Genomic DNA, 16,474 nt, shown 5'->3' on the forward strand with positions numbered 1-16,474 from the left:
GGTTATTCCCTGGGAAAGTCCAGGCCCATCTCGCGATAGCGATCGGGATCGTCGCCCCAGTTTTCGCGCACCTTGACGAACAGGAACAGATGCACCGGCACGTCCAGGATCTGCATCAGCTCCTTGCGCGAGTCCGCGCCGATCGACTTGATGGTGGCGCCGCCCTTGCCGAGCACGATCTTGCGCTGGCTTTCGCGCTCGACGAAGATCGTCTGCTCGATCCGCACCGACTTGTCCTTGCGCTCCTCCCATTTGTCGGTTTCGACCGTGGACTGGTAGGGCAATTCCTGGTGCAGCTTCTGATAGATTTTTTCGCGCGTGATTTCGGCAGCTAACTGCCGCATCGGCGCGTCCGACATCTGGTCCTCAGGGTAAAGATACGGTCCCGGCGGCACCATCTCGGCAAGCGTCGTACGGAGGTCATCGACGCCGTCGCCCGAGATCGCCGCAATCATGAATGTCCGCGCGAACTTCATGCGCTCGTTGGCAGCCTGCGCCAGTGCGAGCAATTTCTCGCGCTGGACCAGATCGACCTTGTTGATGACAAGGATCTTCTCGTGATTGACGCTGGCCGCCTTAGCGAGGATCGCCTCGGCTTCCTCGTCGATGCCGGTCTTGGCGTCGAGCAGCACGCAGACGAGATCGGCGTCATGCGCCCCGCTCCAGGCGGTCGAGACCATGGCGCGGTCGAGCCGCCGCTTCGGCAGGAAGATGCCGGGCGTGTCGACCAGGATGATTTGCGCGTTGTTCTCGATCACGATGCCGCGGATCAGCGCGCGCGTGGTCTGCACCTTGCGCGAGACGATCGTGACCTTGGCCCCGACCAGCGCATTGACCAGTGTGGACTTGCCGACGTTCGGCGCGCCGATCAACGCAACGAAGCCGCAGCGCGTCGCAATGGGCGTCTCGCCGCTTGCTTCAACCGTCATTGCTGCCGCCAACGCCTTCGCGTTCGATCATCACCGAAGCTGCCACCTTTTCTGCCGCGCGCTTGCTGCCGCCAATGCCTTCGGCCGGCGCGAGGCCCGGCAGATCCACCGCGACGCGGAATTGCGGATCGTGGTGCGGGCCGGTGCGCTCGACCTCGCGGTAAACCGGCGTCGGCAGCCCCTTTCCTTGCGCCCATTCCTGCAGCACGGTCTTGGGATCGCGCAACGGACGGCGCGGCTTGTGCATGCGCTCGGTCCAGTTACGCTTGACGAACTCGGACGCCGCCGCGTAGCCGCCGTCGAGGAAGACGGCGCCGATCACGGCCTCGCAGATGTCGCCGAGGATGGATTTGCGCAGGCGGGCATCGGCGCTGGAGCCGACCGAGCCGAGCTTGATGTCGTCGAGCAGGCCGAGCGACTTGGCGACGTCGGCGCAGCTTTCCTTGCGCACGAGCTCGGCAAGACGCTTGGAGAGCTCGCCCTCATCGGCGTTCGGGAAGGCGTGATAGAGCATGTCGGAGACGACGAGCCCGAGCACGTGATCGCCGAGGAACTCCAGGCGCTGATAGCTGTCGCCGCGCTTGCGCCCGGACTTCAGCGCCGAGACATGCGTGATTGCCTGCATCAGCATATTCGGATCGGTGAAGCTGTAGCCGATGCGGGCCTCGAGCGCTGCGTTGGCATCGGTGCGCTTGGCCTTGCTCCGCGTCCGCTTCTTCTTCGCGGGCGCCTTGGCTTCAGGAGTCTTAGTCTCAGGAGACTTGGTCTCAGGAGTCTTGGTCGCAAGGCTCTTGGTCGCAGCTTCGCCGTCGGGGCCGGCTTGGGCCTCGGTCGGTTGGTTCGCGATGTCCTTGGCTTCGTCTTTCATCGGACAATTTTGAAGAAGCGATTCCAGCGCACCGCCCACGGCCAGCGCCAGAACATCCAGGCATGCTCGCCTTCGGCGATGGAGAAGAAGATCATCTGGGCGCGGCCGATCAGATTCTCCTGCGGCACATAGCCGACCTGGCCGAGGAAGCGGCTATCGGTGGAATTATCGCGGTTGTCGCCCATCATGAAGAAATGGCCTGATGGTACGGTGTAGACGTTGGTGTTGTCCACGTAGCCGTTATCGGCGCAGTCGAGCGTCTCATAGGACACGCCGTTCGGCAGCGTCTCCTTCCAGCGCTTCACCCGGGAGATGCCGCCACCTTCCGAGCCGCAGGGCTCCTCGCCGACATATTCGCTCATCCGCTGCCGCTCGACCGGCGCGTCGTTGATGTAAAGCAGCCCGTCCCGCATCTGGATGCGGTCGCCGGGAAGGCCGATCACGCGCTTGATGTAATCGGTGGAATCGTCCTTCGGCAGGCGAAACACGACGATGTCGCCGCGGGCCGGGTCCGAGCCCCAGATCCGACCGGAGAACAGCGGCGGCGAGAACGGAATCGAATAATGGCTGTAGCCGTAGGAATATTTCGAGACGAACAGATAGTCGCCGACCAGCAGCGTCGCCTTCATCGAGCCGGACGGGATGTTGAATGGCTGGAACAGGAAGGTGCGGATCACCAGCGCGATCAGGAGAGCATGGATCACGACCCGGATCGTTTCGCCGACGCCGCTCTCAGTTTTCGTTCCCGAAGTCACGCTCATTGCTCTCTCAATTCCGGCCGGCGGTCACAGAGCGCCCTCCTCCCGCGAACAGCCCATCGGTTCGCGGCGCAAGGAGATTGTCCTGATTCTGATAGTGAGGGCCAATTCCGGCGTAAAGCCGAATTCGCCCAGGCTGATTTGCGTCCGCGGACTTTTAGACGGTTGTCGGAGGCCACGCAATCAAGGATCGCACCAAAACTAAGCAAGATACTGATTTTAAACAAGAATTATAGAATTATCGCAGCAAGGATCAGGGCTTGGCCAGCGGCACGGCGGAAATGATGACGAAGGCCTGGGCCAGCGGCCAGTCGTCGGTGATCGAAACGTCGATCCGCGCCTCGAACCCCTCCGGCGTCAGGGCCTGAAGCCGGGCCAGGGCGCCGCCGGTCAGGTGCATGGTCGGCCGTCCGCCCGGCAGGTTGACCACCCCCATGTCGCGCCACCACACGCCGCGCCGGATGCCGGTGCCGAGCGCCTTGGAGCAGGCCTCCTTGGCGGCAAAGCGCTTGGCGTAGGTCGCCACCACCATCTTCTCGTTCTTGGCGCGCCGCTCCGCCTTGGCCCGCTCGGCCGGGGTGAAGATGCGGTCGAGGAAGCGCTCGCCATGGCGCTCGATCACCTTGGCGACGCGGGTGATGTCGATGAGGTCGGAGCCGATGCCGATGATCACGCCCGGCTCCGGCCGCGGTCCATCGCCGCGCGCATGCTACGCACCGTCTCGGCAAGGCCGACGAACAGCGCTTCCCCGATCATGTAGTAGCCGATGTTGAGCTCCATGATCTCAGGCAGGGCCGCGATCGTCTCCGCAGTCGCATAGTCCAGTCCGTGTCCGGCATGGACCTCCAGTCCGCCGGCCTTGGCCAGCTTGGCGCCCGCCACGATCCGCTGCCATTCGGCCTCGGCCTTCTCGGTGTGGCCGTCGACGACGGCGTCGCACCAGGCGCCGGTGTGGATCTCGATCACGGGCGCGCGCAGCCGCGCCGCCATCTCGATCTGGGCGGGATCGGCGGCGATGAACAGCGAGACCCTGATGCCGGCGTCGTTCAGCCGCGCGATATAGGGCGCCAGCGCGTTGTGCTGGCCGACCACATCCAGCCCGCCTTCGGTCGTCACCTCCTGGCGCCGCTCCGGCACCAGGCACACCGCGTGCGGCCTGGTGGCGAGCGAGATGCGCATCATATCGTCGGTCGCCGCCATCTCGAAATTGAGCGGCTTGGAGATCTCCGCCTTCAGCCGCGCCATGTCCTCGTCGCGGATGTGGCGGCGATCCTCGCGCAGATGGGCCGTGATGCCATCGGCGCCGGCCTCGATCGCCAGCAGCGCCGCACGCACCGGATCGGGATTGCGGCCACCGCGCGCGTTACGCAGGGTCGCGACATGGTCGACATTGACGCCGAGGCGGAGCGGAGGTGCGGGCATTTCAGAACTCACGAGATCAGGGCGATAGACGCATACGCAAAGCGTCTATCCATTAACACGTTCGACTTTGGCGACGACCGCCTTCGCGCGCAGCTGGGCCAGGATCGCGCTCAGATGCTTCAAATCGTAGACTTCGAGATCGATCGTCGTCTCCGTGAAATCAGGTGAGCGGCGCTGCATGCTGATGTTGTCGATGTTGCCGTCGTGCTCGGCGATCACGGTCGCGATCTGCGCCAGCGCGCCGGGCTCGTTGACGTTCTCGACCTTGATACGGGCCGGGAAGCGCTGCGGCGCGGAGTCCTCGATGTCCCAGCGGACGTCGAGCCAGCGCTCCGGCTCCTCCTCGAAATCCTTCAGGGCCGGCGCCTGGATCGGATAGATCGTGATGCCCTCGCCCGGCGTGACGATGCCGACGATGCGATCGCCCGGCACGGCGCCGCCGTTCGGGGCGAACTTCACCGGCAGGTCGGAATTGATGCCGCGGATCGGAATGGCGACCGGGCTGCGCGGCTCCGTGGACTTCTCCTTGAGCTTGGCGGCAAGCCCCTTCTTGGCGCCGTAGCGCGCGATGCGCTCCTCCTTGTAGTCGGGGTACATCGCACGCGCGACGTGGGAGGCCTTGATCTCGCCGCGCCCCACAGCGGCCATCACGTCCTCGATCGAAGTGCGCGCGAGCCGCGGCAGCGCGCCCTTGAGCTTGTCGTCGGCATAGTCGATCTTGGCGCGCTCGAACAGGCGCTCGACGATGCGCCGGCCGAGACCGGCATATTGATCGCGCACGGCGGTGCGCGTGGCGCGGCGGATTGCGGCGCGCGCCTTGCCGGTGACCGCAAGCGTTTCCCAGGCCGAGGGCGGTGCCGATTGCGCTTCCGAGGTCAGCACCTCGACCTCGTCGCCGTTCTGAAGCTCCGAGGACAGCGGCGCGAACTGGCCGTTGATCTTGCAGCCGACCGCGCTGTTGCCGACGTCGGTATGCACGGCATAGGCGAAGTCGATCACGTTGGCGTGGCGCGGCAGCGCGATCAGCTTGCCTTTCGGGGTAAAGCAGAACACCTGGTCGTGGAACAGCTCGAGCTTGGTGTGCTCGAGAAATTCCTCCGGGTTGGCGCTCTCCGAGAGGATGCCGATGGTGTGGCGCAGCCAGGCGAACGCGTTCGACTCGCGCTTGAGGAATTCGGTCGGCGATCCCACGCCCTCCTTGTAGAAGACGTGCGCGGCGATGCCGCGCTCGGCGATCTGGTCCATCGCCTCGGTGCGGATCTGCAGCTCGACGCGCTGGTTGCCGGGGCCGATCACCGTTGTGTGGATCGAGCGATAGTCGTTCTGCTTCGGCGTCGAGATGTAGTCCTTGAAGCGCCCCGGCACGACCGGCCAGGTGGTGTGGACGATGCCGAGCGCGCGATAGCAGGCCTCGATGTCGTTGACGACGAGACGGAAGCCGAAGATGTCGGACAATTGCTCGAAGCCGACCGATTTGCGCTCCATCTTGGTCCAGATCGAGAACGGCTTCTTGCGACGGCCATAGACCCGCGCCCCCAAGCCTCTGTGGCGCAGATTGTTGGAGAGCTGGTCCTCGATCTCGCCGATCAGATTGCGGTTGCGTTCGGCGAGCGCGTCGAGGCGCTGCATCACCACCGAATAGGCTTCGGGATCGAGGGTGCGGAAGGATAAATTCTCCAGCTCCTCGCGCATTTCCTGCATGCCCATGCGCCCGGCCAGCGGCGCATAGATGTCGAGCGTCTCCTCGGCGATGCGCCTGCGCGATTCCGTCGGCACGAAGTCCAGCGTGCGCATGTTGTGCAGACGGTCAGCGAGCTTGACCAAGAGCACGCGGACATCGTCGGCAATGGCCAGCAACAATTTGCGCAGGTTCTCGGCCTGCTTGGCCTCCCGTGACACCAGCTCGAGCCGCTTCAGCTTGGTCAGGCCCTCGACCAGCGCGCCGATCTCCGGCCCGAAGATCTGGTCGATCTCGGCCCGCGTCGCCTCGGTGTCCTCGATCGTGTCGTGGAGCAGCGCGGCGACGATGGTGGCGTCGTCGAGCTTCAGGTCGGTGAGAATCGCTGCCACTTCGAGCGGGTGCGAGAAATAGGGATCGCCCGAGGCGCGGGTCTGCGAGCCATGCGCCTTCATGGCATAGACATAGGCGCGGTTCAGCAGGTCTTCGTTGGTGTTGGGATTGTAGGACCGGACGCGCTCGACGAGGTCATATTGACGCATCATGCGCGCGCGGGGCTTGGCCGGGCGGGCGACCGGCGCAGTCGGGGCCACGGCAACCGATTCGGTTGCGGCCTGCATCTGCGTGGATCTGCGGCGCCGATAGACCATGCCGTCCTGCCTTCAAACGGGCCCGAAGCAGCCCGCTGTACACATCTTAGCTCCGATCGCGTGTGTGTCCGATCAATTCGGTGACAGGACGCATCGCCAGCGACGACGCTATGGTAACCACGAAAACGTCAACAAAAGCAAAGGCCCGAACAACCGTTCGGGCCTTTGATAAGATCACAAGAAGTCGACGATCGCGACGGACGATTTACTCGTCTTCCTCGGGCTGCTCCTCGGGCGGCGCCAGGCCTTCGAGACCCTTCAGGAGCTCCTCTTCGGTCATGCGCTCGACGGCGACTTCGGTGTCGTCCGCATCGACGCTCGCACCCGCGGAACCGATCAGCGGCACCGTATCCGGCTCGGGCTCGTCCACCTCGACGAACTTCTGGAGCGAGTGCACCAGCTCCTCGCGAAGGTCCTCAGGCGAGATGGTCGTCTCGGCAATTTCGCGCAAAGACACAACAGGGTTCTTGTCGTTATCGCGGTCAACCGTTAGTTGTGAACCGGACGAAATCATGCGGGCACGGTGGGCGGCCAGCAGGACCAAGTCAAACCGGTTGTCGACCTTGTCGATACAATCTTCTACGGTGACGCGAGCCATGGACTATCGCTCCGTTGTGGTTGGGACGAAATATGTGGATGATTGGGGCTAGTTATAGGGGCCGGGACGATTTCGCAAGGTCAATTTGTGATTTGGCCTCGCCAAACGGCTCTGCTACCCCCACATTGGGGCTGGGAAGGGTGGTTTTCCGGGCTGCCATCGAGGGCGGCGCCGGGGATATGAAAGTCCGCCATAACTATACCTTGATTGCCCCGACTTCTCCGGATTTGCGGTTTCGACGGGTCTCAGCGGCACTTTAGAAATGCGCGGCCTGCTGTCGCCGCGCCAACAATAAAACGATCAAACACGAACTCTACGCGAGCAAACTGAATGTCACCTTCCTCTACCGACAAGATCGCGCTCTTCATCGACGGAGCCAATCTCTACGCGACGGCGAAAACTCTGGGCTTCGACATCGATTACAAGCGCTTGCTGAAGGAGTTTCAGAGCCGCGGGACATTGTTGCGGGCGTTCTACTACACCGCGATCATCGAGGATCAGGAATACTCCTCGATCCGCCCATTGATCGACTGGCTGGACTACAACGGCTACACCGTCGTCACCAAGGCGACCAAGGAATTCATCGACGCCTCCGGCCGCCGCAAGGTCAAGGGCAACATGGACATCGAGCTCGCCGTGGATGCCATGGAGCTCGCCGAGCATATCGACCAGATGGTGCTGTTCTCCGGTGACGGCGACTTCCGCTCCCTGGTCGAGGCCGTCCAGCGCCGCGGCGTGCGGGTCACCGTGATCTCCACCATCGCCAGCCAGCCGCCGATGATCGCCGACGAGCTTCGCCGCCAGGCCGACGTCTTCACCGACCTCGTCGAGCTGCAATCCAAGCTCGGCCGCGACCCGTCCGAACGCCCTGCCCCGCGCGACCGCGGTGAGCGTGGCGAACGTCACCACGCCCCGCAATTCCTCCAGCGCGCAACCACGATGGCGCCGAGGGGCGATGACGACTTCGAGGAGTGAGGCGGCCCGGTCAAGCCGCCAGCCCTCCACCGTCGTTCCCGACCGCGATTGTCCGTTCTGTCCGCGTCTGGTCGCCTTTCGCGAGGCGAACCGGGCGCGCGAGCCGTTGTGGCACAATGCGCCGGTCGCGCCCTTCGGCGACATCAGGGCGCGTCTCCTGATCGTCGGTCTCGCGCCGGGGATGCAGGGCGCCAACCGCACGGGACGGCCATTCACCGGCGATTATGCCGGCGACCTGCTCTACGCCACGCTGCTCGAATACGGGTTTGCTGAGGGTACCTATCAGGCGCGTCCCGATGACGGCCTGAAGCTGATCGACTGTCGGATCGCCAACGCCGTGCATTGCGTGCCGCCGCAGAACAAGCCGCTGCCGGCCGAGATCAACACCTGCCGGCAGTTTCTGGTCGCGAATCTCGAGACGATGCCGAAGCTGCGCGCGATCATCGCGCTCGGGCGAATTGCGCACGACAGCGTGCTCAAGCCGCTGAAGCTGAAGGCCTCCCAGGCCCCCTTCGGCCATGGCGCCGTGCATCAGGCCGGCCCGTTCAAGCTTTACGACAGCTATCACTGCTCGCGCTACAACACCAACACGGGCGTGCTGACGGCGGACATGTTCCGGTCGGTGTTCGCGAAGGTGAAGGCGGATCTCGATTAGGCGGCCTTTGCCGGATTGGCCTTCAACCAGTCCAGGACGTCGCCGGCGTTCCGGTCGGGCGGAAAGACCGGGTAAAACACATGCGTGATCCTGGCGTCGTCGATCACAAGGGCAAGGCGCTTGATCAGCGTCAGGCCTGCGACCTCCATCGTCGGCAGCTTCAGCGCGCGCGTCAGCGCCAGTTTCTCGTCCGACAGCACCGGGAACGGCAGATGCAGCCGTGAGGCCATCTCGGTCTGGTAGTCGTTGCTCTGGGTCGAGAGGCCGAACACCTGGGCCGCGCCCGCCGCCTTGAGCTCGGCGAACAGGTCGCGAAACGCACAAGTCTGCGGCGTGCAACCCCGCGCGCCCGGGATCATGTCCCAATCGTCGACCAGCGAGATCTTGCCGGGCTCGCCGGTGCGAGGATAGGCGAACACCACGGTGCGGCCGCGCAGCGCCGACAGCGTGACCGACCTGTCGTCGGTCGCGCGCAGGCCGATCGGCGGCAGAATCATGCCCTTCAGGTGCGCGGCGCCGCCGTCATCTTCGGGCGCTGGAATCTTGCTCCAATCGACCTCGAGCAGGTTCCTCTGGGTCATCCCGCTATCCCCTCGCCCGCATCAGGCGGCCCTTCTCCCGGCTCCAGTCGCGCTTCTTCTCGGTCTCGCGCTTGTCGTGCAGCTTCTTGCCCTTCGCAACCGCGAGCTGCAGCTTGGCGCGGCCACGCTCGTTGAAATAGAGCTTGAGCGGGATCAGCGTCATGCCCTCGCGATCGACCGCGCCCATCAGCTTGTTGATCTGCCGGCGATGCAGCAGCAATTTTCGCGGCCGCTTGGGCTCGTGATTGAAGCGGTTGCCTTGCAGATATTCGGGAATGGTGGCGTTGATCAGCCAGATCTCGCCGTTCTTGGAATCGGCGTAGGATTCCGCAATCGTGCTCTTGCCGTTGCGGATCGACTTGACCTCGGTGCCGGTCAGCGCAATGCCGGCCTCGATCGTGTCCTCGATCGCATAGTTGAAGCGGGCCTTGCGATTTTCCGCCATGACCTTGATCGGACGTTCGTTCTTATCGGCCATCGCAGACAAACCTGATCAAGATGCGTACGGATTCTAACAGTTCGGATGAAGCGCGCGCGTCACTTCTTGAGGAGATCGCGGATTTCGGTCAGCAGCTCGACCTCGGCGGACGGCTTTGGCGGAGCGGCGGGCGCGGCCTCCTGCTTGCGCTTCAGGGTGTTCATGGCGCGGATCACCAGGAACAACACGAAGGCGACGATGATGAAGTTGATCGTCAGCGTGAGGAAGCTGCCCCAAGCAAGGACGGCGCCTTGCTTTTTCGCGTCAGCTAAGTTGGTGGCGGTGACCGCCTTCGACAAGGGGGTGAAGTAGTTCGAGAAGTCGAGCCCGCCGGTGACGGCGCCGATGATCGGCATGATGACATCGCCGACCAGCGAATTGACGATGGCGCCGAAGGCCGCGCCGATGATGACGCCGACCGCGAGATCGACGACATTTCCCTTCATGGCGAACTCGCGGAACTCCGTGAGCATCCGCCTGCCGCTTTGGTCGATCGCGCTCATGAAAGGTCCCCCGAACGGCTAACGCCTCAATTCAGCAGACCGGCATGAACCATGGCGGCGCGCACGGCCAGGCGCGTCGGCTCGGAGACCGGCACCATCGGCAGCCGCAGCGTCTCGTCCAGCTTGCCGAGCAGCGACATCGCATATTTGATCGGCGCCGGATTGCTCTCGATGAAGAGGTTGTTGTGCAGCGGCATCAGCTTGTCGTGCAGCCTCAAGGCCGTGGCGTGGTCGCCCTTCTGCCAGGCGGTGTGGAACTCCGAGCACAGGCGCGGCGCGACGTTCGAAGTGACCGAGATGCAGCCGTGGCCGCCATGGGCCATGTAGCCAAGGATGGTGGCGTCCTCGCCCGAGAGCTGGTTGAACTCCTCGCCCATCGCGGCGCGCTGCTGCGACACGCGCACCATGCTGGCGGTGGCGTCCTTGACGCCGGCGATGTTCTTCAGCTCCCACAGCCGCTTCATGGTGTCGACCGACATGTCGATCACCGAGCGCGGCGGGATGTTGTAGATGATGATCGGAATCCCGATCGCGTCGTTGATCGCCTTGAAGTGCTGGTAGAGCCCTTCCTGGGTCGGCTTGTTGTAATAGGGCGTCACGACCAGCACCGCGTCCGCGCCCGCCTTCTCGGCGTGCTGGGAGAGCTCGATCGCCTCCTTGGTCGAGTTGGAGCCGGCCCCCGCGACGACAGGCACGCGGCCCTTGGCCTCGGCGATGCACCATTCGACCACCTTCTTGTGCTCGTCATGGCTGAGGGTCGGGCTCTCGCCGGTGGTGCCGACCGGGACCAGACCGTTGGTGCCCTCTGAAATCTGCCAATTGACCAGCGAGCGGAACGCCGCCTCGTCGAGCGAGCCGTTCTTGAACGGCGTGACCAAGGCGGTGAACGACCCCCGGAATTTCGTCTTGGCTGCCATGGACTTCCTCCGTACGCGGCTATCTCTGAGCAAGCGCCATTCATATCGGGTCTATCCCGCCGGTAAAAGGCCCGCTTCCGTGTGACGCACCGTTTAGGTCGCGATTTTGCCGCGGTGGTGGTGCAAATCGGCCCGCGGTAAGCGCCTGTTGGTATTTTGTCCGCATATTCAATCAAATACAGCTAGATCTTGAGCCACTTGACTGATTCGGGGCGACGAAACCCGTGACTTCATTCCCTCGCGCCGCTTGGCGATCCACCGGCCTGGTCGTGTGCCTGATGGCAGGGCTGTCGGTCGGCTGCGCCGCCCTGGCCAAGTCCAATGAGACGTCGGCCGAGACCGCCAAGGACACTGCGAAGCCAGCCGCCAAGGACGCTGCGAAGGGCTCATCCAAGGGAACTGGCAAGGAAGCCACGAAGGACGCCGCCAAGGGCGCGAGCAAAGGTGCGACTAGCGCGCCGGCCAAGGATGCGGCGAAGAAACCAGCCAAGGAGGCTGGCAAGGACGTTGGCAAGAGCGCCGGAAAAGACGCCGCGAAGGACAAGCCCAAGCCTGCCGCAGCAGCACCTGCGCCGAAGTCACACCCGGCCGCGAGCGGCTCGCCGCCGAAAACGGCCCCCGCGCCAGCCGTGACCGCCACCGTCAGACCTTCCGCGCCTGCTCCGAAACCCGCCGCCGCCCCGGTGCTGGCTCCGGCGACCCGCCAGCATGCCGCGCCGCGCAAGCCGGTCATACCGGCCGCGATCGCTGCGACGTCGTCGACGTCGCAGGGCGACAAGGAGACCCTGGAGAGCGTCATCGAGCTCGTGCGCGCGCGCAAGGGGGGTGAGGCCACGAACGCGAGCGCCAGCATCTCGGATCCGGTCGCGCGAAAACTCGCGGAATGGATCATCCTGCGCAGCGAGGACAATGGCGCCACCGTGGAGCGCTACCGCGCCTTCCTCTCCGCCAATCCGAGCTGGCCGTCGCAGACCTTCCTGCGCCGGCGCCTCGAAGCTGCGATGTGGGACGACAGGCGCGACGATTCCGTGGCGTGGTCGTGGTTCGCGAACGAGTCTCCGATCTCGGCCAAGGGCCGCTTCACGCTCGCCAAGGCGATGCTGGCGCGCGGCGACCGCGCCAATGCCGAACGGCTGGTGCGCGAGGCCTGGCGCAGCGATCCGATGTCGGAGGACACCGAGAACAACGCGCTCGACCAGTTCGGCGCCCTGCTGACGCCGGGTGACCAGAAGGCGCGGATGGACACCCTGCTCTACGGTAGCGAGAACGAGGCCGCGCTGCGCGCTGCAAAGCGCCTCGGCGCCGGCTATGTCGCACTCGCCAAGGCCCGCATCGCCGCCGTCAAGAAGGCGCCAAATGCACGCGCGCTGCTCGACGCGGTGCCGCGCGAGCTGCACAGCGATCCCGGCTTCATCTTCAGCAAGATCCAGCTCCTGCGCCGCGAGGAGAAGTTCGCCGAAGCCGCCCAGCTCATGCTGTCCGCGCCGAAGGATCCGAACCGGCTCCACAATCTCGACGAATGGTGGATCGAGCGGCGCCTGCTGGCGCGCAAGATGATCGACACCGAGGAATTCCGCAGCGCCTATCTGATCGCGCGCGATGCGGCGCTGCCCTCGCGCGACATCTACAAGACCGAGCAGGAGTTCACCGCCGGGTGGATCGCGCTTCGCTTCCTCAACGACCCCGCCGCCGCCGCGCAGCATTTCGCCCGCATCGGGGTCGGCAGCGCCAATCCGACCGCGCTGGCGCGTGCCGGCTATTGGCAGGGCCGCGCCGCGGAAGCGATGGGCCGCCAGCAGGAGGCGCGCAACGCCTATGCCCGCGCCGCCGAGCAATCGACCAGCTATTACGGCCAACTCGCCCGCGCCAAGCTCGGCCTTCCCCAGATCGAGCTCAACAGCCAGCCGCGCGGACGCGGCGCCGAACGGCTGGAGATCGTGCGCGCCGCGCAACTGCTCTACGAGCTCGACGAGCGCGAGATGGCGATCCCGCTGCTCGCGGACATGGGCGAGAACGGCGACCCCGAGGCGCTTGCCGGTCTCGGCGAACTGACCCAGCGCTATAGCGACGCGCGCGGCATGCTGCTGGTCGGCAAGGCCGCGCTCAACCGCGGCCTGCCCTTCGACTTCTACGCCTACCCCGTCAACGGCATTCCGCAGTTCACGCCGATCGGCCCCGAGGTCGAGCGCAGCATCGTCTACGCGATCGCCCGGCAGGAAAGCGCGTTCAATCCCAAGGTGGTCTCGCCGGCACAAGCCTACGGGCTGATGCAGGTGACACCGGACGCCGCGCGCTATGTCTGCAAGCGGCACGGCGCGAATTACGATCTGGGCCGGCTGAAGAACGATTCGGTCTATAACGCCACGCTCGGCTCGGCCGAGCTCGGCGGACTGCTCGAGGATTACCGCGGCTCCTACATCATGACCTTTGCCGCCTACAATGCCGGCCGCGGCAGTGTGAAGAAGTGGATCGACCGCTACGGCGACCCGCGCGACCCGAAGGTCGACGCGGTCGATTGGGTCGAGCTGATTCCGTTCTCGGAGACGCGCAATTACGTGCAGCGGATCATGGAAAACCTTCAGGTCTACCGCGCCCGCTTCGGCGGCGGCTCGCGGTTGCAGATCGAGGCCGATTTGCGCCGCGGCGCCGGCAGCGTGGAGTAAGATGGGTCGGTGAAGCCGATCCTGCCCTGGGCCGTGGCCGGGGGCTTCGGCAAAATTCCATTACGCTGCCGGCCGCATGGCGATAGAACTGGAACAAGCATTGCCGCTGATCGGCTGGTGGGCTGCGGTCTGAACCCAACCTATGCCTTCCTGAAGCGTGCATCCCAATCGCATCGCGCTCTAGACCCCGCGCCTTGAGCTCAGGATTCGATCCTCACCACATCCTGTCGGGCGCGGACCGGCGGTGAGATGGGCGAACTGAAGTCGGCTGAGACCAATATGGGTTCGTCAGGCACATCGCCGGCAATCCCATCGCAGAAGCCTTGCAATCCTCCCACGACCGGTAGCTGCAGGAAATCGTGCTGCTGCCGCCCCACTCCCATTGCTGGAGGCACACCGGATAGTTGGGGTTCAAGACTTCGGCAGCCGCCGGCGCGAATACCGGAGTCACCACGGCAACCATCGATGTCGCGGCGAGCACGCTCAGCATCCGTCTCCAGATCGTCGAAATGTTCATGGCCAGAAGCTCCTTACCGTGCTCTCGAACGATCCACCATTTAGGTGCTCGGTGCACGGCTCACAAATAAAAACCCCGGCAGTTTCCTGCCGGGGTTCTCTAACCAATCCGAGGATTGATCTTAGAAGGTGCGCTGAGCGCGGAGCAACAGGATCAGCGAGTTCTGATCCTTCAGCTCGTACACAGCTGCCGGCTTCGCGGCAGTTGCGACCGCAGTGTTCGCACCGCTGACCGTACCGGAGTACTTCTGATCCAGACGCGAATAGCTCAGGTCGGCCGTGAACGCCAGGTTCTTGACCGGAGTCCAGACGGTGTTGATGCCGATAACGCCGAAGTTGAAGTCCGGGTTACAGGTCGCACCAGCCGACGGGCCGAGAGCAGCGAAGTTCGCGCAGATCAGCGCCTTGGCATTGGTGCTGTAGCTCAAAGCACCATAGCCGCCGTAGATCGCGCTGATCCAGTTCGGGCTCCAGTTGTGGGTGTAGCCACCGCGGACGCCCCAGGTCTTCGTGGTCTCGATACCACCGCCGGCAGCGCTGAACACGCCGTCAGTGATACCAGCGAAACCGACGCTCTGGTAGGCGCCAGCCACGCCCGTGCCGCTGTACATGAAGAACGACTGCGGGAACAGGATCTGGAAGTTCTCCCTCGACATGCCGTCGGTGTAGACCGCCTGCAAGTTGATCGAGTCGCCCGCACCGGTCGGGATGTTCTTGATCGACAAGGAGCCCTGCACAGCCCAGCCCCACTTGTCCGACGGGTGACCCGTGGGTTCCGTCGTGCCGTAGTAGCCGGCATGCAGCTCATGCGCAGCAACCGACAATTGGGCAAGACCCCAGGCCTGGTCTACGCGGACCGCGCCGACGATGTCGGGCGAGCGCGTTCCACCCCAGCCGTTGTTGCCGTAGACGCCCTGAACAAACGTCGCAGCATTGGCAGCGTTGATGTTCCACAGGTTGCCCTGGCCGTTCGACTGAGTGGTCGGATCTTCGATCGCGATCGAAGCGGTGACGCCCTGGCCGAAGTCAGCGGTGTAAGCGACCTGGTTGATACCGGTCACGTGGTTGGAACCGCCCGGAATGGTATCGGGACCGCCAGCCGGATAGCTCTGCCACGGAGCGTCGAAGATCGAGACGGTGCGGCCGAAGGTGAAGCCAGCGAACTGGATGAACGCATGGTAGAGGCCGAGCGTCGCCGAACCGGTCGAGAAGGTCGACGGGTTGCTGCCAGTGACGTTCTGCGAATCATAGCTGAAGATCGTGTCGGCGTAGGTACGAACAACGCCGTACTCGGTCGCCGTGCGGGTGTCGATGTTGAAGTCGAGACGAGCGCGGCTGTAGAAGTAGTTCGTCAGACGGTTGTTCGAGCCACCGTTCGAGGTGCTCGCGCTCTGCCTGAAACCATAGTCGCCAGCGCCACCGAGAACCATGTCAGCGCGGACGTAACCACCCAGCTTGATGCAGGTGTCGGTGCCCGGGATGTAGTAGAAACCCGCACCGTACAGGGAGCAGATCTTCACGTACTCGACCGCCTTGGCCTTCACGGGGAGATCGGCTGCCTGAGCTCCGCCCACGGCGATCAGACCCGCCGCTGAGCCGAGCAAAAGGCTCTTTACCAACTTCATGTTAAACCTCCAAGTTGCTCTCAGGGAAGGTCACTGACCGGACGGCCAATTCCCCAACTCCCTCTAAATCACCGCTTTCGGTTCCTTCGCGTCTTCGGACACACCCGCATGAACGCGAGGGACTTAAGCGAATGACCTAAACGGGACGACCTCGGGATGCCCCCCTCCGTCGCTCAGTCACAATTACCGAACGTCCTTGCACACACAACAAGAGAACGCTCCGAAACGCGCCGGTAGAGCGTGTTTTCCAACGGGTGTTGCACAAATAACACGCAGATGTGATCAAGTCGCCCTTGCAACACTTTGTTTACATTGATGTTTTCGGAGCGGTTCCAAACGCCATCAAAGTTCCCCACATGAGGCGCCGCGCGCGAGGCCGCGGCTTGAGCCAGCTTTGAGCCGCTCGAATCGTGGAATCAGAGGAGACTCAATGTGCAGGCATCAACCGCCTCCCCGCCGCGCAATCCGACGCGAACAGGCCGCTGCAAACGCCTCCGGCGCCCCGGGTGACGCTCTCTGTCACTCTCTATATGGAGGTCATGGCCGTGGGACGATCGGGCTCGACAGTTCGGCGAGCCAGGATCTGGCGGCGCTCGTCCCTTCTAGGCGCCTTGAATTCCTCGGAAATTCGGCGCCATGCCCTCGTCCGACCGCAAAC

16 protein-coding genes are annotated in these 16,474 nt (G+C 64.0%); 3 read left to right on the plus strand and 13 right to left on the minus strand.

Annotated elements, in window-relative coordinates:
- Positions 1 to 2: 2 nt before the first annotated feature.
- From era to rpoZ, 7 genes are all read right to left on the minus strand, one after another.
- Positions 3 to 929 carry a GTPase Era gene (gene era / locus IVA79_RS05345; RefSeq protein WP_247550809.1) on the minus strand — a complete coding sequence of 309 codons (927 nt, stop codon included), beginning with the start codon at positions 927 to 929 and terminating at the stop codon, positions 3 to 5.
- A complete protein-coding gene (gene rnc / locus IVA79_RS05350; RefSeq protein WP_247550810.1) occupies positions 919 to 1,797 on the minus strand; it encodes a ribonuclease III in 879 nt (292 codons plus the stop codon). The genes era and rnc overlap by 11 nt, the downstream gene beginning before the upstream one ends.
- Entirely contained in the window at positions 1,794 to 2,558 is a 765-nt protein-coding gene (lepB, locus tag IVA79_RS05355) for a signal peptidase I (protein ID WP_212089638.1), read from the minus strand. The genes rnc and lepB overlap by 4 nt, the downstream gene beginning before the upstream one ends.
- Positions 2,559 to 2,808: 250 nt before the next feature.
- Positions 2,809 to 3,228 (minus strand): holo-ACP synthase, encoded by a 420-nt coding sequence (acpS, locus tag IVA79_RS05360; RefSeq protein ID WP_247550811.1) that lies wholly within the window; start codon positions 3,226 to 3,228, stop codon positions 2,809 to 2,811.
- Positions 3,225 to 3,977 (minus strand): pyridoxine 5'-phosphate synthase, encoded by a 753-nt coding sequence (locus IVA79_RS05365; RefSeq protein WP_247550812.1) that lies wholly within the window; start codon positions 3,975 to 3,977, stop codon positions 3,225 to 3,227. Before IVA79_RS05365 ends, acpS begins: the two co-directional genes overlap by 4 nt.
- A gap of 45 nt (positions 3,978 to 4,022) precedes the next feature.
- Positions 4,023 to 6,305, minus strand: coding sequence for a bifunctional (p)ppGpp synthetase/guanosine-3',5'-bis(diphosphate) 3'-pyrophosphohydrolase (locus IVA79_RS05370; protein ID WP_247550813.1), 2,283 nt, complete (start codon positions 6,303 to 6,305; stop codon positions 4,023 to 4,025).
- A gap of 205 nt (positions 6,306 to 6,510) precedes the next feature.
- Positions 6,511 to 6,903, minus strand: a complete 393-nt coding sequence (gene rpoZ, locus IVA79_RS05375) for a DNA-directed RNA polymerase subunit omega (RefSeq protein WP_007603391.1) — start codon at positions 6,901 to 6,903, stop codon at positions 6,511 to 6,513.
- A 330-nt stretch (positions 6,904 to 7,233) separates the two neighbouring features.
- On the opposite strand from rpoZ, the gene IVA79_RS05380 reads away from it, so the two are divergent.
- Positions 7,234 to 7,878: an NYN domain-containing protein gene (locus IVA79_RS05380; protein WP_063194883.1), complete on the plus strand. Its 645-nt coding sequence runs from the start codon at positions 7,234 to 7,236 to the stop codon at positions 7,876 to 7,878.
- Positions 7,859 to 8,533, plus strand: coding sequence for a uracil-DNA glycosylase (locus IVA79_RS05385; protein ID WP_247550814.1), 675 nt, complete (start codon positions 7,859 to 7,861; stop codon positions 8,531 to 8,533). Before IVA79_RS05380 ends, IVA79_RS05385 begins: the two co-directional genes overlap by 20 nt.
- Here IVA79_RS05385 and IVA79_RS05390 read toward each other — a convergent pair.
- The 4 genes from IVA79_RS05390 to dapA are packed head-to-tail and all read right to left on the minus strand — an operon-like array spanning position 8,530 to position 11,012.
- The gene (locus IVA79_RS05390; protein ID WP_247550815.1) at positions 8,530 to 9,114 is read right to left on the minus strand and encodes a peroxiredoxin; all 585 of its coding nucleotides are present in this window, start codon (positions 9,112 to 9,114) and stop codon (positions 8,530 to 8,532) included. The two genes, IVA79_RS05385 and IVA79_RS05390, sit on opposite strands and share 4 nt — an antisense overlap.
- Before the next feature lie 4 nt (positions 9,115 to 9,118).
- Positions 9,119 to 9,592: an SsrA-binding protein SmpB gene (smpB, locus tag IVA79_RS05395; RefSeq protein WP_061847806.1), complete on the minus strand. Its 474-nt coding sequence runs from the start codon at positions 9,590 to 9,592 to the stop codon at positions 9,119 to 9,121.
- Positions 9,593 to 9,651: 59 nt separating this feature from the next.
- Positions 9,652 to 10,065 carry a large conductance mechanosensitive channel protein MscL gene (mscL, locus tag IVA79_RS05400; protein ID WP_247551426.1) on the minus strand — a complete coding sequence of 138 codons (414 nt, stop codon included), beginning with the start codon at positions 10,063 to 10,065 and terminating at the stop codon, positions 9,652 to 9,654.
- A 56-nt stretch (positions 10,066 to 10,121) separates the two neighbouring features.
- On the minus strand, positions 10,122 to 11,012 hold the full coding sequence (dapA, locus tag IVA79_RS05405) for a 4-hydroxy-tetrahydrodipicolinate synthase (RefSeq protein WP_247550816.1): 891 nt from the start codon (positions 11,010 to 11,012) through the stop codon (positions 10,122 to 10,124).
- A gap of 278 nt (positions 11,013 to 11,290) precedes the next feature.
- Here dapA and IVA79_RS05410 point away from each other — a divergent pair, with 278 nt between their 5' ends.
- On the plus strand, positions 11,291 to 13,675 hold the full coding sequence (locus IVA79_RS05410) for a lytic transglycosylase domain-containing protein (protein WP_247551428.1): 2,385 nt from the start codon (positions 11,291 to 11,293) through the stop codon (positions 13,673 to 13,675).
- A gap of 214 nt (positions 13,676 to 13,889) precedes the next feature.
- Here the strand turns inward: IVA79_RS05410 and IVA79_RS05415 are convergent, their stop codons facing one another.
- Both IVA79_RS05415 and IVA79_RS05420 read right to left on the minus strand, forming a co-directional pair.
- On the minus strand, positions 13,890 to 14,192 hold the full coding sequence (locus tag IVA79_RS05415; protein ID WP_247550817.1) for a DUF3551 domain-containing protein: 303 nt from the start codon (positions 14,190 to 14,192) through the stop codon (positions 13,890 to 13,892).
- A 121-nt stretch (positions 14,193 to 14,313) separates the two neighbouring features.
- Positions 14,314 to 15,816 carry a porin gene (locus tag IVA79_RS05420; RefSeq protein WP_247550818.1) on the minus strand — a complete coding sequence of 501 codons (1,503 nt, stop codon included), beginning with the start codon at positions 15,814 to 15,816 and terminating at the stop codon, positions 14,314 to 14,316.
- Between the last annotated feature and the right edge of the window lie 658 nt (positions 15,817 to 16,474).

This window comes from Bradyrhizobium sp. 138 (assembly GCF_023074075.1).
Classification (GTDB): Bacteria; Pseudomonadota; Alphaproteobacteria; order Rhizobiales; family Xanthobacteraceae; genus Bradyrhizobium.

Coding starts and splice junctions, on each gene's coding strand:
- era (WP_247550809.1), bottom strand. CDS start 929: ATGACGGTTGAAGCAAGCGGCGAGACGCCCATTGCGACGCGCTGCGGC.
- rnc (WP_247550810.1), bottom strand. CDS start 1,797: ATGAAAGACGAAGCCAAGGACATCGCGAACCAACCGACCGAGGCCCAA.
- lepB (WP_212089638.1), bottom strand. CDS start 2,558: ATGAGCGTGACTTCGGGAACGAAAACTGAGAGCGGCGTCGGCGAAACG.
- IVA79_RS05365 (WP_247550812.1), bottom strand. CDS start 3,977: ATGCCCGCACCTCCGCTCCGCCTCGGCGTCAATGTCGACCATGTCGCG.
- IVA79_RS05370 (WP_247550813.1), bottom strand. CDS start 6,305: ATGGTCTATCGGCGCCGCAGATCCACGCAGATGCAGGCCGCAACCGAA.
- rpoZ (WP_007603391.1), bottom strand. CDS start 6,903: ATGGCTCGCGTCACCGTAGAAGATTGTATCGACAAGGTCGACAACCGG.
- IVA79_RS05380 (WP_063194883.1), top strand. CDS start 7,234: ATGTCACCTTCCTCTACCGACAAGATCGCGCTCTTCATCGACGGAGCC.
- IVA79_RS05385 (WP_247550814.1), top strand. CDS start 7,859: ATGACGACTTCGAGGAGTGAGGCGGCCCGGTCAAGCCGCCAGCCCTCC.
- IVA79_RS05390 (WP_247550815.1), bottom strand. CDS start 9,114: ATGACCCAGAGGAACCTGCTCGAGGTCGATTGGAGCAAGATTCCAGCG.
- smpB (WP_061847806.1), bottom strand. CDS start 9,592: ATGGCCGATAAGAACGAACGTCCGATCAAGGTCATGGCGGAAAATCGC.
- mscL (WP_247551426.1), bottom strand. CDS start 10,065: ATGCTCACGGAGTTCCGCGAGTTCGCCATGAAGGGAAATGTCGTCGAT.
- dapA (WP_247550816.1), bottom strand. CDS start 11,012: ATGGCAGCCAAGACGAAATTCCGGGGGTCGTTCACCGCCTTGGTCACG.
- IVA79_RS05410 (WP_247551428.1), top strand. CDS start 11,291: ATGGCAGGGCTGTCGGTCGGCTGCGCCGCCCTGGCCAAGTCCAATGAG.
- IVA79_RS05415 (WP_247550817.1), bottom strand. CDS start 14,192: ATGAACATTTCGACGATCTGGAGACGGATGCTGAGCGTGCTCGCCGCG.
- IVA79_RS05420 (WP_247550818.1), bottom strand. CDS start 15,816: ATGAAGTTGGTAAAGAGCCTTTTGCTCGGCTCAGCGGCGGGTCTGATC.